Annotated in this window: 15 protein-coding genes; all 15 read right to left on the bottom strand. The window is 57.2% G+C overall.

The features are described 5' to 3' along the window. Positions 1 to 10 precede the first annotated feature (10 nt). Positions 11 to 1555 (bottom strand): peptide MFS transporter, encoded by a 1545-nt coding sequence (locus LLF79_RS00385; RefSeq protein ID WP_008502133.1) that lies wholly within the window; start codon positions 1553 to 1555, stop codon positions 11 to 13. Positions 1556 to 1855: 300 nt separating this feature from the next. Beyond that, on the bottom strand, positions 1856 to 3331 hold the full coding sequence (gene der, locus LLF79_RS00380) for a ribosome biogenesis GTPase Der (protein ID WP_008502134.1): 1476 nt from the start codon (positions 3329 to 3331) through the stop codon (positions 1856 to 1858). 112 nt (positions 3332 to 3443) lie between these two features. Then, positions 3444 to 4622, bottom strand: coding sequence for an outer membrane protein assembly factor BamB (gene bamB, locus LLF79_RS00375; protein WP_008502135.1), 1179 nt, complete (start codon positions 4620 to 4622; stop codon positions 3444 to 3446). 10 nt (positions 4623 to 4632) lie between these two features. Continuing rightward, positions 4633 to 5253 carry a YfgM family protein gene (locus LLF79_RS00370; RefSeq protein WP_008502136.1) on the bottom strand — a complete coding sequence of 207 codons (621 nt, stop codon included), beginning with the start codon at positions 5251 to 5253 and terminating at the stop codon, positions 4633 to 4635. Between the two features lie 13 nt (positions 5254 to 5266). Continuing rightward, positions 5267 to 6541, bottom strand: a complete 1275-nt coding sequence (gene hisS, locus LLF79_RS00365; RefSeq protein WP_206804448.1) for a histidine--tRNA ligase — start codon at positions 6539 to 6541, stop codon at positions 5267 to 5269. Between the two features lie 80 nt (positions 6542 to 6621). After that, positions 6622 to 7740 carry a flavodoxin-dependent (E)-4-hydroxy-3-methylbut-2-enyl-diphosphate synthase gene (gene ispG, locus LLF79_RS00360; RefSeq protein ID WP_008502138.1) on the bottom strand — a complete coding sequence of 373 codons (1119 nt, stop codon included), beginning with the start codon at positions 7738 to 7740 and terminating at the stop codon, positions 6622 to 6624. Between the two features lie 26 nt (positions 7741 to 7766). Continuing rightward, a complete protein-coding gene (gene rodZ / locus LLF79_RS00355; protein WP_128301501.1) occupies positions 7767 to 8783 on the bottom strand; it encodes a cytoskeleton protein RodZ in 1017 nt (338 codons plus the stop codon). A 292-nt stretch (positions 8784 to 9075) separates the two neighbouring features. Beyond that, complete coding sequence (locus tag LLF79_RS00350) at positions 9076 to 10242, bottom strand: bifunctional tRNA (adenosine(37)-C2)-methyltransferase TrmG/ribosomal RNA large subunit methyltransferase RlmN (protein ID WP_014171168.1); 1167 nt, start codon at positions 10240 to 10242, stop codon at positions 9076 to 9078. A 169-nt stretch (positions 10243 to 10411) separates the two neighbouring features. Further along, on the bottom strand, positions 10412 to 10843 hold the full coding sequence (ndk, locus tag LLF79_RS00345) for a nucleoside-diphosphate kinase (RefSeq protein WP_003860625.1): 432 nt from the start codon (positions 10841 to 10843) through the stop codon (positions 10412 to 10414). 121 nt (positions 10844 to 10964) lie between these two features. Then, entirely contained in the window at positions 10965 to 11840 is an 876-nt protein-coding gene (locus tag LLF79_RS00340; RefSeq protein WP_227878980.1) for a 4Fe-4S binding protein, read from the bottom strand. Then, the gene (locus LLF79_RS00335) at positions 11840 to 12628 is read right to left on the bottom strand and encodes a DmsC/YnfH family molybdoenzyme membrane anchor subunit (protein WP_008502142.1); all 789 of its coding nucleotides are present in this window, start codon (positions 12626 to 12628) and stop codon (positions 11840 to 11842) included. The genes LLF79_RS00340 and LLF79_RS00335 overlap by 1 nt, the downstream gene beginning before the upstream one ends. Next, complete coding sequence (locus LLF79_RS00330; RefSeq protein WP_194514538.1) at positions 12621 to 13250, bottom strand: DMSO/selenate family reductase complex B subunit; 630 nt, start codon at positions 13248 to 13250, stop codon at positions 12621 to 12623. The genes LLF79_RS00335 and LLF79_RS00330 overlap by 8 nt, the downstream gene beginning before the upstream one ends. After that, entirely contained in the window at positions 13247 to 15625 is a 2379-nt protein-coding gene (locus tag LLF79_RS00325) for a DMSO/selenate family reductase complex A subunit (protein WP_305054993.1), read from the bottom strand. The genes LLF79_RS00330 and LLF79_RS00325 overlap by 4 nt, the downstream gene beginning before the upstream one ends. 86 nt (positions 15626 to 15711) lie before the next feature. Then, positions 15712 to 18039: a peptidoglycan glycosyltransferase PbpC gene (pbpC, locus tag LLF79_RS00320; protein WP_227878979.1), complete on the bottom strand. Its 2328-nt coding sequence runs from the start codon at positions 18037 to 18039 to the stop codon at positions 15712 to 15714. Position 18040: 1 nt separating this feature from the next. After that, positions 18041 to 22993: an alpha-2-macroglobulin gene (locus tag LLF79_RS00315; protein ID WP_227878978.1), complete on the bottom strand. Its 4953-nt coding sequence runs from the start codon at positions 22991 to 22993 to the stop codon at positions 18041 to 18043. Positions 22994 to 23222: the final 229 nt, after the last annotated feature.

The following is a 23222-nucleotide window of genomic DNA, read 5'->3' as shown; positions in this document are numbered from 1 at the left end:
ATGCTGAGGTTTAAGAGGCGTTAGCTGCCGGTTTAGTCTGCGCATTTTCCAGCATGCGGCGTACCGGAACAATGAGGACGATCAGTACCGCGGCACAAATCAGCAGCGCGACGGAGCAGCGCGCAAAGAGATCCGGCAGCATATCCAGCTGGTCGGCCTTCACGTGGCCGCCAATCAGACCCGCCGCCAGGTTACCCAGCGCGCTCGCACAGAACCACAGCCCCATCATCTGGCCGCGCATTCTCTCCGGCGCCAGCAGCGTCATGGTCGCCAGGCCAATCGGGCTGAGACACAGCTCGCCGAGCGTCAGCATCAGGATACTGCCCACCAGCCAGAACGGCGATACGCCCGCCCCACCGCTGCTCAGCACGTTCTGTGCCGCCAGCATCATCAGGCCAAAGCCCGCTGCGGCACACAGGATACCGATAACAAACTTGGTGATGCTGCTCGGACGAATGTTCATGCTCGCCAGCTTCGGCCACGCCCAGCTGAACACCGGTGCCAGCAGGATGATGAACAGGGCGTTGATTGACTGGAACCACACCGCCGGGATTTCGAAATCGCCGATCATGCGGTTAGTGTAGTCGTTGGCAAACAGGTTGAACGAGGTTGGCTTCTGCTCGAACGCGGACCAGAAGAACGCCGCGGAGATCAGCAGAATAAAGCAGACCAGCAGTCTGGCGCGCTCTTTACGGTTCAGTCCAGCAAAAACAAACAGATAAATAAAGTAGAGGGCAACGGATGCCGCAATCACGTAGACCAGCACGCTGGCTACCGCGACCGGATTAATCACAATCACGCCCTGCGCAATCAGCGTCACGATCGTTGCCACGCCTGCCGCCAGCGCCAGCAGCCAGGCGCCCACGCCGTTACGCTTCACCACCGGGCTGTTCCAGGTGGAGTCGAGACCGACTTCGCCGTCATAGCGTTTCATGGCCGGAACGGCAAACACGCGGAAGATAATCAGCGCCACCAGCATCCCGATACCGCCAATGCCAAAGCCCCAGTGCCAGCCGTGGGTTTTGATCAGCCAGCCGGAAATCAGCGGGGCGATGAACGAGCCCATGTTGATACCCATATAGAACAGCGAGAAGCCGCCGTCGCGACGCGCGTCGCCTTTTTTATAAAGGGTACCGACCATTACCGAGATACAGGTCTTAAACAGCCCGGAGCCGAGCACGATGAACATCAGGCCGATAAAGAACAGGTTATTGCCCATGATGGCCGAGAGCGCAATCGACAGGTGACCGAGCGCAATCAGGATCGAACCGTACCAGACGGCTCTCTGCTGGCCGAGCCAGTTATCCGCCAGCCAGCCGCCCGGCAGCGCGGCCAGGTACATGGTGCCGGCAAAGATACCGACAATCGCCGAGGCGTTTTCACGCGCCAGGCCCATCCCGCCGTCATAGACGGTGGCGGCCATAAACAGGATCAGTAACGGACGAATGCCGTAAAACGAGAAACGCTCCCACATCTCGGTGAAGAACAGGGAACCGAGCGGATACGGATGGCCGAAGAACGTTCGGCTTTCTTTTTGATTAACAGAGGATTGCATAATTCTCCCGAAAGGTATGTCGTCGTGCTTGTAAACACCAGCAGGTACGCCGGCCAGTTACGTATCTGGCCGATTTTTTACATGCGGCGAAAAGTTGGTTAACCATTTGATAACCAGGCGCTAGTTTTGTCTAGTACCGGACCCTGGACTTTAAGATGAAAATTCGACGATTGTCTACTTTCTTAGATTTAAACTTGGTTAAAAGTGAATAGTGATTGACTTCACACAGAGAAAACCGGCGGTATGAATGGGCAAAAAAAAGCCCGCGATAGTCGCGGGCTTTCGTGCGTTCAGCAAAGCTTATTTGCTTTTCTTAATGTGCTTAATCAGACGTTTACGCTTGCGCATCTGGTTCGGCGTCAGGGTGTTGCGCTTGTTGGCGAACGGGTTTTCCCCTTCCTTGAACTGGATACGGATAGGCGTGCCCATCACGTCCAGCGACTTACGGAAGTAGTTCATCAGATAGCGCTTGTAGGAATCCGGCAGGTCTTTCACCTGGTTGCCGTGGATCACCACGATTGGCGGGTTATAACCACCGGCGTGGGCGTATTTCAGCTTCACGCGACGGCCGCGCACCAGCGGCGGCTGATGGTCTTCCGCAGCCATATTCATGATACGGGTCAGCATGGCGGTGCTCTGACGACGGGTGGAGCTGTCGTACGCTTCGCGCACGGATTCGAACAGGTTACCCACGCCGCTGCCGTGCAGCGCAGAGATGAAGTGTACGCGAGCAAAGTCGATAAAGCCCAGACGGAAGTCGAGGGTCTCTTTCACCTGCTCACGCACTTCATTGCTCAGGCCATCCCATTTGTTGACCACGATAACCAGTGAGCGCCCACTATTGAGAATAAAGCCGAGCAGAGAGAGGTCCTGATCGGAGATCCCTTCGCGCGCGTCGATAACCAGCAGCACGACGTTGGCATCTTCAATCGCCTGCAGGGTTTTGATAACGGAGAATTTTTCCACCACATCGGTGATTTTACCACGCTTACGCACCCCGGCGGTGTCGATGAGGACATACTCACGCTCATCGCGCTGCATCGGGATGTAGATACTGTCGCGGGTGGTGCCCGGCATATCGTAAACGACCACGCGCTCTTCACCCAGAATACGGTTAGTAAGTGTAGACTTACCTACGTTTGGACGACCCACGATGGCCAGCTTGATCGGCAGATCCTGCGGGTTGAAGTCGTCTTCAGGCTCTTCTTCTTCGCCCGCTTCGCCGTCTTCGAACTGCGCCCAGTATTCCGCGTCTTCGTCCACCTCTTCCGGCGGGTTCACTTCGTCAACCCACGGCAGCAGAACGGTTTCCAGCAGGCTGGTGACGCCACGGCCATGCGATGCCGCGATAGGATAGATTTCACCCAGACCCAGTGACCAGAAATCTGCGATGGCCTGATCGGCATCGATGCCGTCAGTTTTGTTCGCCACCAGGAAGGTTGGCTTTTCGCGTGAACGCAGGTGTTTAGCGATAGCGGAGTCCGCCGGCATCAGGCCAGCGCGCGCGTCCACCATGAACAGCACCACGTCCGCTTCTTCAATCGCCAGCAGCGACTGTTCCGCCATGCGGGTTTCCACGCCGTCTTCTGTGCCGTCAATACCACCGGTATCAATACAGATGAACTCGCGTCCTTCCACCTCTGCACGACCGTACTTACGGTCACGCGTCAGCCCCGGGAAATCCGCAACCAGCGCATCACGGGTGCGTGTTAAACGGTTAAAAAGAGTGGATTTTCCAACGTTAGGGCGCCCGACAAGCGCGACCACAGGTACCATGTTTGAAGCCTCATAAAATTCAAAATAACGTCGCTTTCGCGGCGTTTTTAAAAATGTCAAAACGGCTCCTGAGTGAACAGGAGCCGTTTAGTATACTACAACCGCCGGGTAATTAACGCGTGATCGCGTACAGCGTGCCGTCTTTTGCCTGAATCAGCAGTTTGCCGTCGGCCACGACCGGGTCGGTCAGGAAACCGGAGCTGTCGACTTTTTGCTGTGCAACAAAGCGGCCATTATCCGGATCGATCCAGTGCATATACCCTTCGCTGTCGCCCACAACCAGGCTACCGTTGTACAGCGCTGGCGCAGTCAGCAGACGGTGCAGCAGGTCGCTTTGCGTCCACAGCGTCACGCCGCCTTCGGTGCTCAGGGCCAGCAGACGGTCGTTCTGGTCAACCATATAGATACGGTTACCTTCAACGATGAAATCATTCACCGAGCCCAGCTCACGTTTCCACATGATCTGGCCGCTGCGCAGATCCAGCGCGGTCAGGTTGCCGTTGTAGGCCAGCGCGTAAACCACACCGTTAACGATGACCGGCGTTGTGTCCACGTCGCTCAGACGGTCAATTTCCGTTGAGCCAGTGGCCTGAGAGATACGCTGCTGCCAGATCATCTGGCCCTGCTGCATCAGCACGGCGCTTACGCGACCGTTGTCGCCGCCGACAATGGCAGCACCAAATGCGGTAGCCGGGGCAGATTCGCCACGCAGAGAGAGCGCAGGCATATCCAGGTTAACGGTCCATTTCACCAGGCCGTCCGCTTCGTTCAGCGCCTGCAGCTGGCCGTTGCTGGTATGAATCAGCACCAGGCCATCGCTCACCACCGGACGAGAGAGGGATTCCCCCGCCACGGTCGTTTGCCAGGCAATGGAACCGTCGCTGCTGTTCAGGGCATAAACCTGCGCTTTTTCGCTGCCCACGTAGACGTGGCCACCGGCAACGGTCAGGCCGCCAGACAGCAGTGCAGGCTTACGGGAGAACCAGCCGTCTTTTTCCGCCAGGTTAACGGACCACACTTCTTTTCCGTCATCCGCGTTCACCGCTTTCACGGTACCTTTGCGATCGGCCGCATAGACAACGCTGTCTGCATACGCAGGATGAAGGTTGGAATAGAAATCACCAATCCCATTGCCCACGGAGACGTCCCACGCGGTGGATGGGGTAAACTGGTTTTCAACCGTCGGCAGTGGGGACATTTTCACAACGTCTTCTTCGCCACTGAACAGTGAACAACCACTCAATAACGTAACAGAAAGCAGTCCTGGCAGAAGTAATTTACGCAATTGCATCGGGTCCCTCTCAGACGGACAAATTATTTATTTTCATCTGCATCATTTCGCTCAGCGCAGGTGAGGCATTGCTCTCTACGCCAGCTTGCCACGCTTTACGCGCGCCCGCTTTGTCACCTTTGCTCAGCAGTGCTTCACCGCGCAGATCGGCAACGATGGCAGCAAAGCCTTCGCCTTTGATGGTATCGAGCGTTTTCAGCGCATCGTCAGCTTTCTTCTGCTGAACCTGAATACGTGCCAGGCGCAGATTGATCACCGCTTTCAGATTTTCATCACTGGCGGCAGCAAGGCCCTGAGACAGCTGAGCAACGGCTTTATCCAGTTCGTTCTTATCAACGTACTGCTGAGCCACTTCCAGCGCAGCCAGTGCACCGTAGGTGTTTTTGTTGTCAGCCGCAAATTTTTCTGCCGCCGTCAGCGTTTGCGGCTGATCGGCACGAATTGCGCTCACGGTATTTTCATAGGACAGGGACGCGCCGCGCGCGGAATCCGCCTGATGATTGTTCCAGTAACGCCAGCCTACCAGCGCACCGACACCTAAAATAACCCCAACAACCAGCGCTTTGCCGTTTTCAGCAAAGAAGCGTTTAATCGCGTCGACCTGATCGTGTTCGTTCTCGTAAATTTCCACGCAGTCCTTCTCCTTAGCCCAATAGAGTGCGCAAGTGCGCCGCAACGCCGTCCTGCGTTACCGTTGTCTGCTCACCAGAGCGCAGGTCTTTCACCACCACTTCGCCGTTGGCCACTTCGGACTCACCCAGCACCAGTGCGATACTTGCGCCCCACTTATCGGCACGAGCAAACTGTTTTTTGAAGTTGCCGCCGCCATGGTTGGTCATCAGCTTAACGCCCGGCAGCGCATCGCGCACGCGTTCGGCAAGCTGCATTGCCGCAGACTGCGTTTCCGCGCCTGAGGCCACCAGGTATATATCGACAACGGAATCTGCTTTAAATTCCGGATTAACTGCCTGAACCAGCAAAACAAGTCGCTCAAGACCCATCGCGAAGCCAACCGCAGGCGCAGCGCGACCGCCAAGTTGCTCAACCAGACCGTCATAACGGCCGCCCGCGCACACGGTGCCCTGAGAGCCGAGGCTGGTGGTGACCCACTCAAACACGGTACGGTTGTAGTAGTCCAGACCGCGCACCAGACGCTGGTTTACGGTGTAGGCGATGCCAGCCGCTTCAAGCAGCTTACACAGGCCCGCGAAGTGTTCGCGCGACTCGTCGTCCAGGTAATCACCCAGCGCAGGCGCATCGTTCAGCAGTGCCTGAACATCGGCGTTTTTGGAATCCAGAACGCGCAGCGGGTTGCTGTACATGCGACGTTTGCAGTCTTCGTCCAGTTTCTCTTTATGCTGTTCCAGAAACGCCACCAGCGCATCGCGGTAGTTCGCACGCGCTTCCAGAGAACCGATAGAGTTCAGCTCAAGGGAAACGTGATCGGCGATACCGAGCGCACGCCACCAGCGGGCGGTCAGCATAATCAGTTCAGCGTCGATGTCCGGGCCCTGCAGGCCAAAGGCTTCCACACCCAGCTGATTAAACTGGCGATAACGCCCTTTCTGAGGACGTTCGTGGCGGAACATCGGGCCGATATACCACAGACGCTGCTCCTGATTGTACAGAAGACCATGTTCGATGCCGGCGCGTACGCAGCCCGCCGTCCCTTCCGGACGCAGGGTCAGGCTGTCGCCGTTGCGGTCCTCAAAGGTGTACATCTCTTTTTCAACCACGTCGGTCACTTCACCGATCGCGCGTTTGAATAACGGGGTCTGCTCTACAATCGGCAAACGAATTTCGCTGTAACCGTAGCTGCCGAGCACCTGCTTCAGCGTGCCTTCAATGCGCTGCCAGATGGCGGTTTCGCCAGGCAGATAATCGTTCATGCCGCGGATGGCTTGAATGTTTTTTGCCACGTTTATTCTCTTTCTATATACAAAAAAAACCCAAAGAATGGGTTCAATCATACATGGGAAGCTCACGGCTTCCCATCACGTTATTTTTCAACCTGCTGAACGTTAATACGCTGTGTCTCGTCCATCATGGCGGCTTTGGCGCGGATGCGGGCTTCAAGCTGGTCGATCATGTCACTATTATCCAGACGATCTTTTCGAACGCCATCTTCATAGAGACCACTTTTCTTGTTACCGCCGGTCACGCCCAGGGTTGACACCAGGGCTTCACCCGGACCGTTCACCACGCAGCCGATGATGGAGACGTCCATCGGGGTGATAATGTCTTCCAGACGTTGCTCCAGGGCATTCACCGTACCGATCACATCGAACTCCTGACGTGAACAGGTTGGGCAGGCAATGAAGTTGATCCCACGCGCGCGAATACGCAGTGATTTCAGAATATCGAAGCCGACCTTGATCTCTTCGACAGGATCCGCCGCCAGCGAGACGCGCAGGGTGTCACCGATCCCTTCAGAGAGCAGCAGCCCCAGACCGATCGCGGATTTTACCGAGCCGCTACGCAGGCCGCCCGCTTCGGTGATCCCGAGGTGCAGAGGCTGATCGATCTGCTTTGCCAGCAGGCGATAAGATTCTACGGCCAGGAACACGTCGGACGCTTTTACGCTGACTTTGAACTGATCGAAGTTAAGGCGATCGAGATGATCGACGTGACGCATCGCGGATTCGAGCAGCGCCTGCGGCGTAGGCTCACCGTATTTTTCCTGCAGATCTTTTTCCAGGGAACCGGCGTTAACGCCGATACGGATAGGAATATTTTTATCGCGGGCGCAGTCCACGACCATGCGGATACGCTCTTCGTTACCGATGTTGCCCGGGTTAATACGCAGGCAATCGACGCCGTACTCGGCCACTTTCAGTGCGATGCGGTAGTCGAAGTGAATATCCGCCACCAGCGGAACGCTGACCTGCTGTTTGATCAGTTTGAACGCCTCAGCCGCATCCATGGTCGGGACGGAGACGCGAACAATGTCCGCGCCGACACGTTCTAATGCTTTGATTTGATTGACCGTCGCTTCCACATCGGTGGTGCGCGTATTGGTCATCGACTGAACGGCGATAGGTGCCCCATCGCCGATTGGCACATTCCCAACGTAAATCCGTTTCGATTTTCTACGTTGAATCGGAGCCTGGTTATGCATGAAAAATCTCCCGCGTTGCCCGTCTGTTACTGTGCTGCTGATTGTTCGGCATTAACGGTAAGACGTGCAACCTGGTTAGTTCTGATAAAGCGGCTCAGGTCGACAGGTTTTCCTTGATACTGGATCTGTACCGCTGCCGGAGCGCCGATTTTAAGTTTATAAGGCGCCTGGCCCGTTAGGTTTAACGTGCCATCTTTGCGCTGCAGGCCGCTGAACAGTTTTTTACCTGTCGCGTCAGTCACTTCCAGCCAGCAGTCGGCGCTGAAGTTCATTACCAGCGCGTTAGGATCGGCTACTGGTGTCGCCGTACCCGCCGGGCTGGTTGGCAGAGACGCTGCGGTATTGTCTGCAGGCTGAGTAGCCGCAGGCGCGTTCGCCGCAGTATCAACATTCGCCTGAGAAGGGGCAACCACCGCGTTTTGATCCTGAGCCTGAGGCGCAGCGGTGTTAGCCGTTGCTGCCGGAGCCTGCGCAGCATTGGTCGCTGTCGCATCTGGCGCTGCGGTCTGTGGCTCGCTGGAAGTCGCTGCACCGTCTGTATTCAGCGGCACGCTCTGGGCGTTATCCGTTCCGGCCTGGTTGAGTTCGGCGGAGGATTGATCGGCCATGGTGGTGATCTCTTCCTGCTGCGCCTTGTGGTTTTGCCACCACCACGCACCGGTCAGACCGACCACCACAAACAGCACCAGCCAGGTAAAGCTCATCAGCCAGCCATCACGTTTTTTACGACGTTTCCCCAGGGAGAAGGTCTGCATCGGCGCAACTTTTGCTGCACGGACCGGCGCCTGCTTCTCCATCATTGGCAGTAATTCGTTTTCGGGGATGTGCACCAGTTTTGCGTAAGAGCGGATATAACCGCGCAAGAACGTTGAAGCCAGATCGGCGGGTGCCTTATCTTCTTCAATATCGCGAACCGTGGAAACCTTCAGGCACAAGCGTTCTGCGACGGCTTGCTGGCTGAGTCCGAGTTGTTCACGGGCGTTGCGAAGACGAACGCCAGTGGAGAGTGCTTCATGTTGGTCGTGAGTGGCTTCAGTATTCATTCGCTACAACTACTGGTACGTGAAAAAAAGGGTTCAGGCGCCGGTGAGTCACAATGCCACCCGCACCGCGAAACTTCTGGTCAGTTAACCTTGAACACAGAGTATAAGACTGTCAGCCCGGAGATGACAGTACAGCCCTGCCCGTACGGCTAAACTGTTGTTACGTCGTTACATACTGCCCGAAAGTCGGATGAAACGCACCGTAATTATTGATCAGTCTTCACGAATCTGACTGATTATTCAGTAAGGTTATGTCTCACGGCGCAGATAATGCGCCGTGAGTGCATAATAATCAAACAGCTTTAACCGCGATCGTCTCGCCCTGCATGCGTTTACGCAGGGTACGCTTGGTACGGTCAATAACATCACCAGCCAGCTGTCCACATGCGGCATCAATATCATCACCACGCGTTTTACGCACGATGGTGGTGAAACCATACTCCATCAGCACCTTGGAGAAACGGTCGATACGGCTGTTCGAGCTACGGCCATACGGCGCGCCCGGGAACGGGTTCCACGGGATCAGGTTGATTTTACATGGCGTATCTTTCAGCAGTTCAGCCAGCTGATGCGCATGTTCGGTACCGTCGTTGACGTGGTCCAGCATCACGTACTCGATAGTGACGCGACCCTGGTTGGCGTTGGATTTCTCCAGATAGCGACGTACGGCAGCGAGGAAGGTTTCGATATTGTACTTTTTGTTGATTGGCACAATTTCGTCACGAATTTCATCGTTTGGCGCGTGCAGGGAGATCGCCAGCGCGACGTCAATCATATCGCCGAGCTTGTCCAGCGCAGGCACAACGCCTGAGGTCGACAGCGTGACGCGACGCTTGGACAGACCAAAGCCGAAGTCATCCAGCATGATTTCCATCGCCGGAACGACGTTGGTCAGGTTCAGCAGCGGCTCACCCATCCCCATCATCACCACGTTGGTGATTGGGCGAGTGCCGGTCACTTTTGCCGCGCCGACGATTTTCGCAGCACGCCAGACCTGGCCGATAATTTCTGAAACACGCAGGTTACGGTTAAAGCCTTGCTGCGCGGTTGAGCAGAATTTGCACTCCAGCGCACAGCCAACCTGGGAGGAGACGCACAGCGTCGCGCGGTCTTCTTCCGGAATGTAGACGGTTTCAACGCGCTGATCGCCCACCGCAATCGCCCATTTGATGGTGCCATCCGCGGAGCGCTGCTCTTCCACCACTTCCGGGGCGCGGATTTCAGCCACTTCTTTGAGCTTATTGCGCAGGACCTTGTTGATGTCAGTCATGTCATCAAAATTGTCGCTGCAGTAATGGTACATCCACTTCATGACCTGATCGGCACGAAACGGCTTTTCGCCCATCTCTTTGAAGAACTCGCGCATCTGCTGACGGTTCAGATCCAGCAGGTTGATTTTTCCATTTTTATTGGGAACCGCAGGAATGGCGACTTCGGAGGTATTCACTAATTCAGACATAATATTTACCGGCCTCGTTGTTACACGTTATGGCCCATGGAGGGTTGAATAGAAACGCCCCGGAAAGCGGTCTGCTCGTCCGGGGCGTTGCATTGTACAAAGTCTGGCGCAGGGATGCCACGTCTGGACGCGGCATTTACGAAAATAATGTGTAAACGAAACCGTTAAATTAACGGGTACGTGGACACACTTCGCCTTCTGCGAAGAAGAAAGCGATTTCGCGTGCAGCAGATTCAACAGAGTCAGAACCGTGGGTACCGTTCTCGGTGAAGCTGTCAGCGTAGTCAGCGCGCAGAGTACCTGCCAGCGCGTTGTCCGGGTTGGTTGCGCCCAGCAGGTCGCGGTGACGCTGTACGGCGTTTTCGCCTTCCAGTACGGATACCACGATTGGACCGGAGGTCATGAACTCCACCAGGCCGTCAAAGAATGGGCGACCTTCGTGCTCAGCGTAGAAGCCGCGCGCCTGCTCAACGGTCAGGTGCAGCATTTTGGTACCAACAATTTTGAACCCTGCAGATTCAAAGCGAGCGAAGATGCTGCCAATAACGTTTTTTGCCACCGCGTTTGGTTTGATGATGGAAAAAGTACGTTCAATAGCCATGATAACCTCTGTCAATGTTCTGTTGTTTTGCATACCTGAGTATGGTGTGGCGCGGATTATAAAGAGCTATAGCGCTATTGCCTATGGTTCTGCATAACATTTTTTTAAAATGAGACGAAGATTAGCAACAGTCCGGGTTTCGCATATCGTGTTGATGGTGAAAACAGAGCGGACACTGCTTTTCATCAGGCGTAAATGACCAGAAATGACGGTGGCACGTCAGGCAAACGGCTTCATATGCCAGTATGGCCACGTTTTTCGCCGTTCCTTCTGTTTGCGTCACTTTTATCGCCGCATGCTGGCATACCGCTTCGCAGCCGCCGCAACCGGTACAACGTCCGGTTTCGACGACCAGTTCAGCGTTCTCAAACCGAATCGCGTTTTCCGTACAACTCCGCCAGCACGCGCCGCACAATACGCACGTTCCGGCGTCGAGAGCTATCTCTGCCTCACTAACCCCAGAAAACGCTCTGCGCAGTTCACGCTGACCGGGCACGACGCTACAGGTCCGGACATCCTCACGGGGAACGTGCATCAGCGCACGGCGGGCGATATTAACCTCGTTGACGGGTAAAAGTTTAAACGCCCATGCCGCTTCACCGCGTCGACGAAGCACAAGATTAAGCCGGGCAATCGCCAGCAGCCAGTCAGGATACTGCTCCACGTCGATACTGATAAAACGAACATGGTGCTGTGCATGCCAGAGCAGCAGTTCATTCACATCCGGCGCACGTTCAGTAAAAGGCCCGACAAGCGTATCGCCACACAAAAAGCGTTTTCGCGGCGTGATGCCGGTGATGGCCTCAGTGGGGCAAACAAACAGGCAGTCACCGCATTCAATACAGCGGTTCTCATCAACCGAGATATCTGCGTCCGTAAAAGAAAAAGCCTGCACGGGACAAACGTCAGCGCAGGCACAACAGGAAGCACGGCGAAAACGGCGACGGACGCACGCATGCGTCACGTCCATCGCCGGGCCAAACGTTAATCTGCCCATCAGCCAATACTGAAGAAAACGAAGCGCAGCATCAGCTCACCCGCAATCAGCAAGGCGCTGCCCAGCAGCATCGTGCCTCGCGCCGCTTTTAACCCGCCTGCAGCAAAGCACAGCATACCCACGACAGACACACACCAGCTCAGCAGATGCACGGTGCGCAGTTGTTGCAGCATCTGTAACGGCGCATGAGGGAACGTCACCACGGTGTTGTCCATAGCCGAGATGTCGGCCAGCCAGACGGGCTGCATCACCAGACGCACAAGCACCAGCAGCGTGATAATGACCACCGCCGCACGCAGAGTAGCCCGGGAACGCATCCCAACCGCCATGCAGGCTGAACCAATAATGCCCACCGAGCCGATAAACAGCACCAGCGTGTTGATATGCTGCCACGTCACCACGGACGCATGCATGTAGATCTGCGCCATGCAGAACACATCCACCAGCCCGACAAGGCCCGCCGCCGCCAGAAGCAGCTTCCAGCCTGGCTTTTTGGCGAACATCAGCAGCGTCGCGAGACCCAGCGCCGCCAGGTAAAGGCTGGCAAAGATAATCTCACGGCTCAGCCAGGAGCTGGAGACATGGCGCAGCGCGTTGAGAGCATTGAGCGGATAGCCCATGTGCAGCGCCGAGGCGAGCAATCCGAGGCTTGCGAGCACAAACGCCCCGGCAGCAGGCAGAAGCGCGCTACGCTGCGAAGCATGCGCCCCCCCGAACGCCAGCCAGAGCGTCACGCCTACCGAGCCCTGCAGGAACAGCGTAAAAATCAGCAGCGGTAACTCATGCATGGCGTTTGCCCTCTTTCTCTGCACCCTGATGCGCTTTGATCACCAGATTCGGTTTTGTGATGGAAGAATCAGGCAAGCCTTTCACGTCACAGACCGCACCATACTTCGTCCGCAGTTCATCAATCGGCCCGAATTTAATCGCTTCGAGTGGACAGGTTGCCACACAGACGGGCTGCTCCCCCTTCGCCTGGAGATCCACGCAGAAATCGCATTTTGACATCTGCCCGGTCTGCTCGTTGAGCTGTGGCGCGCCGTAAGGGCATGACCACGCACAGTAGCCGCAGCCGACGCACTTATCTGTATCAACGCGCACAATGCCGTCTCCCGGACGCTTGTGCATCGCCGTGGTCGGACAGTTTTTAGTGCAGATGGGGTCTGCACAGTGGTTACAGGAAATAGAGAGCGTGTAGGCAAACACATTGTTGCTGACGCCGCCCTGCCCGGTTGGGATGAAATTCCCGCCGTTGACTTCGTACACGCGACGGAAACGACGTCCGACCTCAAGGTTGTTTTTATCTTTGCATGCCACCTGGCAGGCTTTACACCCTGAGCAGCGTGAAGAGTCGATGTAAAAGCCCAGCTGTTTGTCGCTCACCGGCGCGTAGTGTTTAAACTGACTCATGCTTTTGCCACCTCCACCAGCATGGTTTGATGTGAATTCCCTTTCGCAAGCGCGGTAATACGAGCCGAACTGAGCACGTTCGCGCAGCCGCCTTTATCAATGCCCTTCTCATCCGGCTGCCACCAGGCACCTGCCTGCATGGCTACCACACCAGGAATGATGCGCGGCGTAACCTCCGCCGGGATCTCACAAATGCCGCGTGCGTTATGGATACGCACGGTATCTCCCTGCGCAATGCCGCGCTTCTGCGCGTCCTGAGGGTTAATCCACAGCTTTTGCTGCTGCGCCTCAATCAGCCACGGGTTGGCGTACTGGGTAGAGTTGGCGCGGTTTTTCCCTTTCCAGGTGATCAGCTGCAGCGGGAAGGTTTTCGCCAGTTCGTCTTCCGGCCCTTCATGGGCAGGCACGTAGTGCGACAGCGCCGGAATCTCCGGGTGCTGCATGTCGTACAGACGCTTCGAGAAGATCTCAATTTTTCCGGACGGCGTCGGGAACGGATGATTTTGCGGGTCGCGAATATTGTCTTCAAAGGCGACAAACGGCGCGCTTTTGAAGAGATGCTGACGCGTCTTTTGCAGCGTCGCGAAGTCCGGCAGGTTTTCATCTGGCATGGAGAGCCGCGTCTGCTCCCAGATGTGCTCAATCCACGCCTTTTCGTCACGCCCTTCGCTGAATGCCGGTTCGACGCCAAGCTTAGAAGCGACCTCCCGCAGCCAGTCGTAGTCTGAACGGCGCTCAAATTCAGGCTCAATCAGCTTTTCCGACAGGATCAGATAGCTTGCGGTACCCCAGGTTTCGCCGATATTCCAGCGTTCCATAAAGCTGGTTTCCGGCAGGAGAAGATCGGCGTATCGGGCGCTCGGCGTCATAAACAGATCGCTCGCGACGATAAACTGGATTTTCGACTCGTCTTCCAGCACGCGGGTTGCCTGATGAAGATCCGGGTTCTGGTTAGCCAGATAATTGCCCGCCAGCGAGAAGAGGATGCGGATATTGCTGTCCAGCTTTTCTGCATCCTTCAGGCCGACTTCCGCCGTTACCTTAGAGGCATCGTCGGCGGCCTGCACCCAGTTCATCACCGATATTTTGGCTTTCACCGGGTTATCCGGCATCTCCGGGCCTGCGGCAAATTTACGGTTAGCACAGCCGCCGTAGCCTGCCGCCCAGCCGCCCTTCACCCCAACGTTACCCGTCAGCGTGGCCAGTAACGTCGAGCCGCGCGCGGTGCGCTCGCCGCAGTTATGGCGCTGCGGTCCCCAGCCCTGGATCAGCGCGGCGGGCTTCGTCGTGGCATAATCGCGCGCCAGCTGACGAATGTTCTGCGCAGGCACGTGGGTGATTTTCTCTGCCCACTCGGGCGTTTTCGCCACGCCATCTTTTGCGCCGCTCAGATAAGCCATCAGGGATTCATTGGCCGGAACGCCTTCCGGCATAGCGTCTTCATCAAAGCCCAGGGTATAGCGCAGAATAAAGTCGCGATCGTGCAAGTTCTCCGTGACGATCACGTACATCATGGCGTCCATCAGGGCGTTATCGGTTGTTGGCAGCAGCGGGATCCACTGGTCAGCAAGGGAGGACACCGTATCTGAATAGCGCGGATCGACAACGATGAAGCGGGTGCCGTTTTGCTTCATCTTCTGGAAGAAGTAGTTGCTGTGACCAAAAATCGTTTCCGTCGGGTTATGCCCCCAGAGGATGACCAGTTTGGTGTCCAGTAACGTGTCCAGCGAGCTGCCGCTGGCGGCGGTACCGTAGGTATAGGGCGTTGCCGCTGCGGTGTTGCCCATACTGACCGAGTGATAGCTTTCGAGATAGCCACCCGTTAAATTAAGCAGACGACGAACCATTTTATCGCCGGAGAACGTTCCTCCCGAAACTGCGGTGCCAACATGCACATAGCGCGAAGCAGCACCGTATTTTTGCGTAATGGTTTTTAATTGATTCGCAATAAGCGTTGTAGCTTCATCCCAGGTAATACGTTCGAATTTTCCTTCGCCACGTTTACCCACGCGTTTCATTGGATATTTAAGCCGATCGGGATGGTAAACAAATTTCCGATACGCGCGTCCACGAACGCAGGCGCGCATCACCGGCATTTGAAGATCCAGTTCTTTATCCGGACGCGTAGAGATGCGTGTGACCACGCCGTCGCTGACGTGCGCCCGAATATCGCATTTCCCGCCACAGTCAAAGGTGCTGCAGGTTTGAATGACTTTTTCTTCGGGTTCGTTCACTGCCGCAGGCATTGTCGCCGCCTGCGCTTTTCCGCCTTTTACCACAAACGGCAGAGCGGCAAGCGCGGACCCGGCCTGAATAAAGTGACGCCGGGAGAGAGCGGGATTAAGACTCTCTCTCAGTTTCTTATTTTTTTTCATTGCTCGTTCCTTCAAATAAAAACGCATTCTCGTTTTTTTGCAGAACCGAACATTGATAATTATCAAGCTAACCCTTCTGGATTATTTTAATAAGCCATTTCGAAATTCACCGTCGCTATTTGGCCGGTTTCATCCATTACCATTAATTGATATTCACCCGGCAAATATAATTTCAGTGAATATTTATATTCATGCCCCTCTAAAGGCTCGCCATTTAAAAACCACCATCGCTGCCCTTCTCCACCGCTGGTGGAGAGAGAAAGCGTTATAGTTGTCTCCCCCGGAAGACGTTTGATGACGGCCCCCTCTCTGACCCCTGACAGCATAAGCGGCGCGATATTGCTGTTATCCAGAGGCGGGCAAACTGTTGATGCTGCCGGGAGACGCGCCGCTCTTTTTTCCGCAGCGGGCAGCCACGGCTCCAGCGGCAGCGGCCAGACATCCAGGACTTTTTCAGTAGCATCCGGGCAATCTGCGGCCACGCGTTTGCCGGTTTTATCCAGCCAGACCGGGAAACGAATGCCGCGTATGCCCTCCTGTTCAGGGAGAAGCAGCGTGGGCGGTTCACTCCCTTCCAGCAGCCAGGTCGACAGGCGACGTCGACAGTTTTCACTGCCTTCCGGTAGCGACTGGCCGCCCGGCCAGCAGATCACGCCCCGCCCGACGCTCTCCGGACGCGGATCGCGCGGCAGGCGGGCTTCGTCTACCGTTGAACGTGACTGAAGCAGATTATTGACCTGGTTTAACAGCGGAACCGCGCTGGCAAACCCAAACTGTCCCGCCACGGGCGTGCCGTCCGGTCGTCCGGTCCAGATGCCTATCACATAACGGGCATTCAGACCGATGGCCCAGGCATCACGGTACCCGTAGCTGGTGCCGGTTTTCCACGCCAGCGGCGCAACCTGCGGTAGCGCATTATCCGGCAGCGGCTGCGCTTCATTGGCCAGAATACGGCGAATAATCCACGCCGAGCCTGGCGATAACAGCGGGCGTTCAGTCAGCGGATCGCCCGGCTGTAACCGCAGCCTTCCCGCCTTACCGTGTCGGGCAAAGGCGCTATAGGCCGCAGTGATATCTGCCAGCCGCGCGCCCGCCCCGCCGAGGATCAGAGACAAATTCGGCTGCGCCCCCGCAGGCAGGATCAGCGGCAAGCCTGCGTTGCTTAGCATCCCGGCAAATCGTTTTGGTCCGTAGGCTTCCAGCACCTGAACGGCCGGCAGGTTGAGGGAGCGTACCAGCGCTTCACTCATGCTGACCGGTCCATGGAACCCGCTGTCAAAATTCCCGGGACGATAATCACCGGTTTTTCTGGGAACGTCCTGAAGCAGCGAGGCGGGATGGAGCAGGCCATCATCCAGCGCCATGCCGTAGATAAAGGGTTTTAACACCGATCCCGGGGATCGGATCGCATTGACCATATCCACATGGCTAAAACGCGTGTCATCGTTGATATCCACCGACCCAACCCAACCGCGTACTTTCATATTGGTATGATCGACCACGATCATCGCCAGCGAGCTGCGGGCCGGCAGACCCGATTTCCAGTTCATCGCCAGCTCTTCCAGCTGCCGCTGCAGTCCGGCATCCAGCGTGGTGACAATTTTCGTGTCGCGACTTTTGCCGAGCATCATCCGAGCAAAGAGCGGCGCCAGCTGCGGCATCTGCCGGGGCGCCAGCCATACTGATTCCTCACGGGACTCTTTGACCTGCTTTGCGGACCAGACGCCCTGCGTCGCCATGCGGTCGAGCACTTTATTGCGCGCCGCTTCGGCCCGTTCAGGCCAGCGGTCCGGGCGTAATCGACTCGGCGCCTGCGGCAGCACCGCCAGCAGCGCCGCGTCGGAATAGCTGAGCTGCGACGGCGGCTTGCCCAGATACGTCCAGCTTGCCGCTCCCACGCCCTGCAGCGTACCGCCAAAGGGGGCGCGATTGAGATAGAGCGTCAGGATTTCGCGTTTGGAAAGATGCCACTCCAGCTGCATGGCACGCCAGAGCTGGCGAATTTTGCCGCCAAAGGTGCGCGGATGCGGGTCCAGCAGTCGCGCGACCTGCATGGTGAGCGTGCTTCCGCCAGAGATGACTTTCCCGGAACTGAGATCCTGCCAGGCGGCGCGCAGGACAGAGAGCGGGTTTACGCCGGGGTGATCCCAGAACCAGCGATCTTCGTACTGGATCAGCGCCTCAAGATAACGGGGAGAGACCTCTTCGATCGTCACCGGATAGCGCCAGATCCCGTCGCTATCGGCAAAACGCCAGAGCGGCGTGCCCTTCTCATCCACCACCACCCGCGCGGGGTTAACCTCTTTCAGCGGCAACGGCCACAGGCGGTCGGCAGCGATAATCAGCCCCCCTAAAACGAGAAGCGCTCCCGCCAGCCACAGCCAGCGGGAGCGTGTCAGACGTGCCATTCGCATATTACGGAACAACAATCAGCGGGCCGCTGGCCGCCCCCGTTGCCCGCCACTGCGGAACGTACATAGACTCCACCATCGGCACCGGGACCTGGTAGGTTCCCGGCGTCACGGCGCGCGCCAGATAAACCAGCGTGACCGGCTGACCTTCATTTACCGGCACGGCCGCCACAAAGCGGTCGTCGCGGAATTCCATATGCTGAATGTCCGCCTGCTGCATCTGGCTGAGCAGGTTCTGCACCTCACTGCCGCTGTCCTGCAGGCTGGCGCTGCTGCTTGCCAGGTTCTGGTTTTCCAGCTCCAGCCCCGCAGGCAGGAGATCTACCACCAGCGCGTCCGGCACGTTCTGGCTGGCTTTAACTTCCAGCCACACCAGCACCAGCTCGCCGCTCTTCAGCGAAGAGAGTGATTTCGTACTGCCGTCGGTTGCCAGGATATGACGTTCGACCTGCAACACGTTCGCGCTCGGCTGAGGGGCATATTCCGGATAGCCGGTGCTGTCCAAACGTACCCAGAGCGGTGTCGTTCCGGTATTGGTGACCTGCAGCGCGCCAAGCTGGTCGCCGCTCACGTTTTGTACCTGCGCTTTATCGCCACCTGATGCGGAATCTGACAGGGAGGTTTTCGCCTGCCATGCACCGGACAGAGTTTGCAGCGAACGTCCGGCCAGGAACAGCGCGTTGCTCTCCTGAGTGGACAACCAGCGCTGGCTGAAGGCCTGTTCAGAAAGAGCATTCAGCAGCGTATTTTGCGCATCCGGCAGCAGTTTGTACTCCTCCAGCAGGGAGAGCATCAGCGCGTTATCGCGAAGCTGGCTACCGTAATCGGCCATCCAGGTTTTGCTGTCGTTGCGCGGCGTTTTGAGCGCCAGATCCAGCGCCTGCTGGCTGCGCGGGGCATCGCCCATCAGCCTGAGCGCCATGCCCAGCTGCATCAGCGGCAGACCGGACGCCGCCTGAGCGTGACGATCCCAGATTTCACGCAGCGCGCCCAGCGGCGCTTTTTGCTGACGAGCCAGCACCAGCGCGGCATAGGCCTGAACGGCAAATTTACTGGCCTGAGTATCGTCGCTGTAGCGGATGGACATCATGCCCGGGTCCTGCAGATAGCGCAGCAACCGGCTATTGGCGTTATTCACCGCATCGGCAGGCACGCTATAGCCCTGCTCGCCCGCCCGCACCAGGAAGTCGGTCACATAAGCCGTCAGCCAGTACTCTTCCGGACCGTTTTTATCCCACAGCGCGAACCCGCCGTCTTCACGCTGCATCTGCAGCAGACGGGAAATACCGATATCAATGGCGGCACGGCGTTTATCGTCCGTATCACCTTTAATGCCAAGCGCCGTCAGTTGCGCCGCGTTGGTGTAGAGCGACGGGAACAGGCCGCTGGTGGTCTGCTCCAGGCAGCCATACGGATAGGCCTGCAGTTCGCGAATATAGCGCGCCAGGTTGAGCGGTGGTTTGCCGCTCAGCAGCAGTTGTCCCTGCAGGGTGGCAGGAGAGAAACCGTTACTGTGCTGCGCCGGTGCGGTCCAGGATTCGCCAGGGTTGAGCATGGCACCGGTATTCACCGTCTGTGCCGGGAATGCCGGACGCACGCCGATTTTCCAGCTCTTCTGCTGTGGTGCAAAGGTCTCGCCCGGAAGCTGCAGGCCGGTAACCTGTGCTGTTACCTCTCCGTCACCATACCCCTCCAGCGCACGCACCGGAATAAACAGGGTGGTCCGCGCCCCCGGAGGCAGTTGCACCGGCTGCGGCTGTCCACCTTCCAGCGACAGTTTGCCTGTCGCGGTCAGGGCAACGTTCAGCGTTTGCGGCTGGTCGGTCAGGTTGGTGAGATCCAGCGTCAGGCGTGAGGTGTCTCCACTTGCCAGGAAGCGCGGCGTGTTGAGCTCGGTAATAACCGGCGCGGCCACCACAACCTTGCTTTCGCTGCTGCCGAAATCGTCTTCTGTCCAGGCCTGCGCCATCAGACGCAGTTCGCCGTTGAAATCACCAATCGGCAGCGTAATCGTGCCTTCCCCGTTGGCATCCAGCGTAACCGGCTGTGCCTGCTGGGCAATGATGGTGACGTGGTTCACCGGCGGTTTGCCGCCGCGCTTCAGTTCATCCCCATCGCCACCGAAGCGCAGCGCGGCCAGACGGCCCTGCCCTTCAATGACCTGGCCGTATATATCGTAGATATCCGCGCCGTAACGCTTCTGGCCAAAGAAAGCCTGCCACGGATCCGGCGTGACGTAATCGGTAATGTTCAGCACGCCGCTGTCCACCGCCGAGACCAGCACGTTCACCTTCTGCGGCACGGCCCCCTCTTTCACGCTGGCTTTCACCTTCACCGAGAGCGTCCGGTTTGGACGCATTTTCTGCGGGTTATCGAGCGCAATATTCAGGCGGCGATTTTCGTCGCCCATCGGCAGATGCAGCAGGCCTACCGCGCGTTTCGGCGTGGCGGATTTGGATTTATCGCCCGGACGCACCACCAGCGTGCTGAGGTAAAGATCGTGACGTTTCCAGGCTTTATCCACCGGAATGGAGAGATCGAGACCGTTTGCCGGCACGTCGATCTCTTTCCACCACAGCGGCCCTTCGCTGGATTCGATCATCGCATAGCCCTTGCCTGCGGCCGGCGCGGCGATGTGCAGGTTGATGGTGTCACCTGGCTGATAGGCTGGCTTATCCAGTTTCAGCGTCACACGGTCAGGGCGCGCGGCCCCAGTGCCATCGCTGTTATCCTGCCAGCTGTAGCCTGCCCAGAAGCGCACGCTGCTGACCATTTCATCAGGCGCTTTGACTTCCAGACGATAAGAGCCCCACTCTACCGGGAAGGTGACTTTACCCGTTTCATCGGCCTTAAGCGTCAGCTCCTGCTCACCTTCGACGAGGTCTTTCTGATCGAACTGAGACTGCCAGCCTTCGCTCTCAGACCAGTTCCAGAAGTAGTCCCGACGCTCGCGAATCAGACGAACCTGTAACCCGGAAACGGCCTTTTTCGCGCCGCTGGCATCGGCATACACGATGTCGAAACTGGCGTTGCCGTTCTCATCAACAATCGGCTGGTTGACGGTCGTATCGGTGCGGTAGTCGTAAACGGCTTTACTGGCGAACTGAGGGCGAATACCCGGCAACTCAGCCGCCGGCCAGATGGACTGCTCAGCACGACGCGTCACCGGACGACCGCCCGACTCCAGCAGGCTGGCCTGCAGGATCAGCTGCAGCGGAGAGTGCACCTCTTTCCACTGGCTTTCGGTAGAAACCTGCCCACGCCCCTGCTCGTCCAGCGTAAGCTGAACTTCATCCAGGCTGCGGCTCAGGTTCTCTTCGGCGATATCACCAAACTGGAAGCCCGGCAGCGCGGCCACCGCGTCACGCAGCGGACGCAGGAAGAGCTGGCCCTGCAGAGAGTTACCGTTGGCCGGTGCGCCATACAGGTAATAGCCGACCACGTTAAAGTCGACGTTATCCTGCGGTGAAACCGGCGTTTTTTGTCCGCTCAGGTTGAGCGCCATGCGCTCTGGCATGAAGTCTTCGACGTGGAAGTCCCACAGGCGCTGCAGGTTATCGCCCGTGTTGGCGCGAATATGCCACATGCCGGTCTGCGCCCCGCTGTCCAGCGGGTAGTTGAATCGGTAGAGACCGTTTTCAGGCTGAACAACGATCGAGCGAGCCACCTGACCGTCAGGGCGCAGCACGTCAAGCTTCACGGGCTGATCGGGAAGCGGCTTACCGTCACTGTCGCGCAGCAGGCCGTTGAGGATCACCGTTTCGCCCGGGCGATAGAGATCGCGTGGACCAAACATGAAGAACTGCTTGCTGTAGCCCGGACTCCCGGCGATATCAAACTCCGCCAGGTCGAGGGCCGGCAGCTTGAGGTCAAGCAGCGTGGTCTGGCCGTCTTTACTGGCCAGAATCAGGGCAGCCTCTTTGTCGGTCTCAAGCTTTGCGTGGCCATCGCCGTCGCTGTTCGCTTCGGCAAGGGTCTGCCCTTTGTCATTCAGCAGGGTGACGGTAACCCCGGACTGCGCCGCACCGTTCTCCAGACTCTGGGTGAAGATGTCCAGGCGGTTATGATAACGGTGAGCGGACAGGCCAATATCGCTTAAGGTAAAGAGCGTTGCGGCGTTGCTGTAGTTATAGTGCCCGGCCTGGTTCATGACCGCGATGTAAACCCCAGACTGCTGGAGCGGTTTAATATCCTTCAGGGGCAACAGCAATTTTTCGCGCGTGTTGCGCGCCGGATTAAGATCGAAGCGACCGGTGTAAACCAGCTCCGCCATCTTTAGCAGGTTGTCGGATTCCCAGTTGGTGAGGGAGTTGCGGTATTCCCACTGGCTGACAAAAGAGGCCAGCGATTCCGGCTTCACGCGGTAGAAGTTCACGTCAACATTGTTGACGTTAAGCGCCATTACCGGCAACCCTTCCACCACCTTACCCGGCAGCAGCGAGCCGCGGCTGGCAAACCCGACGGTAGGCTCGACGTCCCGGGTGGTGAGGGCTTTTTCATAATCAATGCCGAACGTCGCCTTGTTCAGCGCCTGCAGGCCCCGTTCAACGGTGACGACCAGGTTGCGGTTGGGCTCCAGATGACGCAGGCGAAGCTCTTTCAGGTTAGGCGCAAGTTCCCACGCCCCGTCAACTTTGCCGCTTTTTTTGTCCACGACATGCACGGTTTTCGCGAAATCCTGATCGGGATTCAGCGGAACCGAGAATGTCAGCACCAGCGTGGCGGCACCGTCGAGCTGAACTTCAGAAGCATCCAGCAGGGTCAGCGCTTTTCCCTGACTCTGGGCGGCTAGCTTAGCCAGCGTTTCAGCATTTGGCTTTTCCGCGGCTTTTGGTGTGGATGCGGTGGATGCCGCGGGAGCCGCAGCCTGAGGTTTATCGTCGCTGTTATCACAGCCGACAAGCGTAAACGTGGTAAGCAGCGCAAGAGAGAGCGCGGCTAAGCGAAACGGTTTCATCCTTTGTCCCTGGCCCAGAGGGGGCCTGTTGGTCGTCGTCCGGATAAGTATTATCCGCAAGTTTCATTAATTCAAAAAGTCCAATTTTAGAATCTGGAAAGCGCCTCGCAGAATGGCATCACGCCGCTACGCCGTGATGGAACCGCGATCACAGCGCATAACGTCACATGTTACCTTTCACGTCATTTGTTTTTAAAACAAGAGGATAGCTGGATAAGCGTCCCTGAAG

The sequence above is a fragment of the Enterobacter cloacae complex sp. 2021EL-01169 genome, from assembly GCF_020733125.1.
GTDB classification, from domain to species: domain Bacteria; phylum Pseudomonadota; class Gammaproteobacteria; order Enterobacterales; family Enterobacteriaceae; genus Enterobacter; species Enterobacter roggenkampii.
Note: the sequence above shows the minus strand (reverse complement) of the source record. Positions and strands in the feature narration are given on the sequence as shown.

Excerpts from the sequence above, each read along its gene's own strand:
- LLF79_RS00385 (WP_008502133.1), bottom strand. The coding sequence starts at position 1,555 with ATGCAATCCTCTGTTAATCAAAAAGAAAGCCGAACGTTCTTCGGCCAT.
- der (WP_008502134.1), bottom strand. The coding sequence starts at position 3,331 with ATGGTACCTGTGGTCGCGCTTGTCGGGCGCCCTAACGTTGGAAAATCC.
- bamB (WP_008502135.1), bottom strand. The coding sequence starts at position 4,622 with ATGCAATTGCGTAAATTACTTCTGCCAGGACTGCTTTCTGTTACGTTA.
- ispG (WP_008502138.1), bottom strand. The coding sequence starts at position 7,740 with ATGCATAACCAGGCTCCGATTCAACGTAGAAAATCGAAACGGATTTAC.
- rodZ (WP_128301501.1), bottom strand. The coding sequence starts at position 8,783 with ATGAATACTGAAGCCACTCACGACCAACATGAAGCACTCTCCACTGGC.
- LLF79_RS00350 (WP_014171168.1), bottom strand. The coding sequence starts at position 10,242 with ATGTCTGAATTAGTGAATACCTCCGAAGTCGCCATTCCTGCGGTTCCC.
- ndk (WP_003860625.1), bottom strand. The coding sequence starts at position 10,843 with ATGGCTATTGAACGTACTTTTTCCATCATCAAACCAAACGCGGTGGCA.
- LLF79_RS00340 (WP_227878980.1), bottom strand. The coding sequence starts at position 11,840 with ATGGGCAGATTAACGTTTGGCCCGGCGATGGACGTGACGCATGCGTGC.
- LLF79_RS00335 (WP_008502142.1), bottom strand. The coding sequence starts at position 12,628 with ATGCATGAGTTACCGCTGCTGATTTTTACGCTGTTCCTGCAGGGCTCG.
- LLF79_RS00330 (WP_194514538.1), bottom strand. The coding sequence starts at position 13,250 with ATGAGTCAGTTTAAACACTACGCGCCGGTGAGCGACAAACAGCTGGGC.
- LLF79_RS00325 (WP_305054993.1), bottom strand. The coding sequence starts at position 15,625 with ATGAAAAAAAATAAGAAACTGAGAGAGAGTCTTAATCCCGCTCTCTCC.
- pbpC (WP_227878979.1), bottom strand. The coding sequence starts at position 18,039 with ATGCGAATGGCACGTCTGACACGCTCCCGCTGGCTGTGGCTGGCGGGA.
- LLF79_RS00315 (WP_227878978.1), bottom strand. The coding sequence starts at position 22,993 with ATGAAACCGTTTCGCTTAGCCGCGCTCTCTCTTGCGCTGCTTACCACG.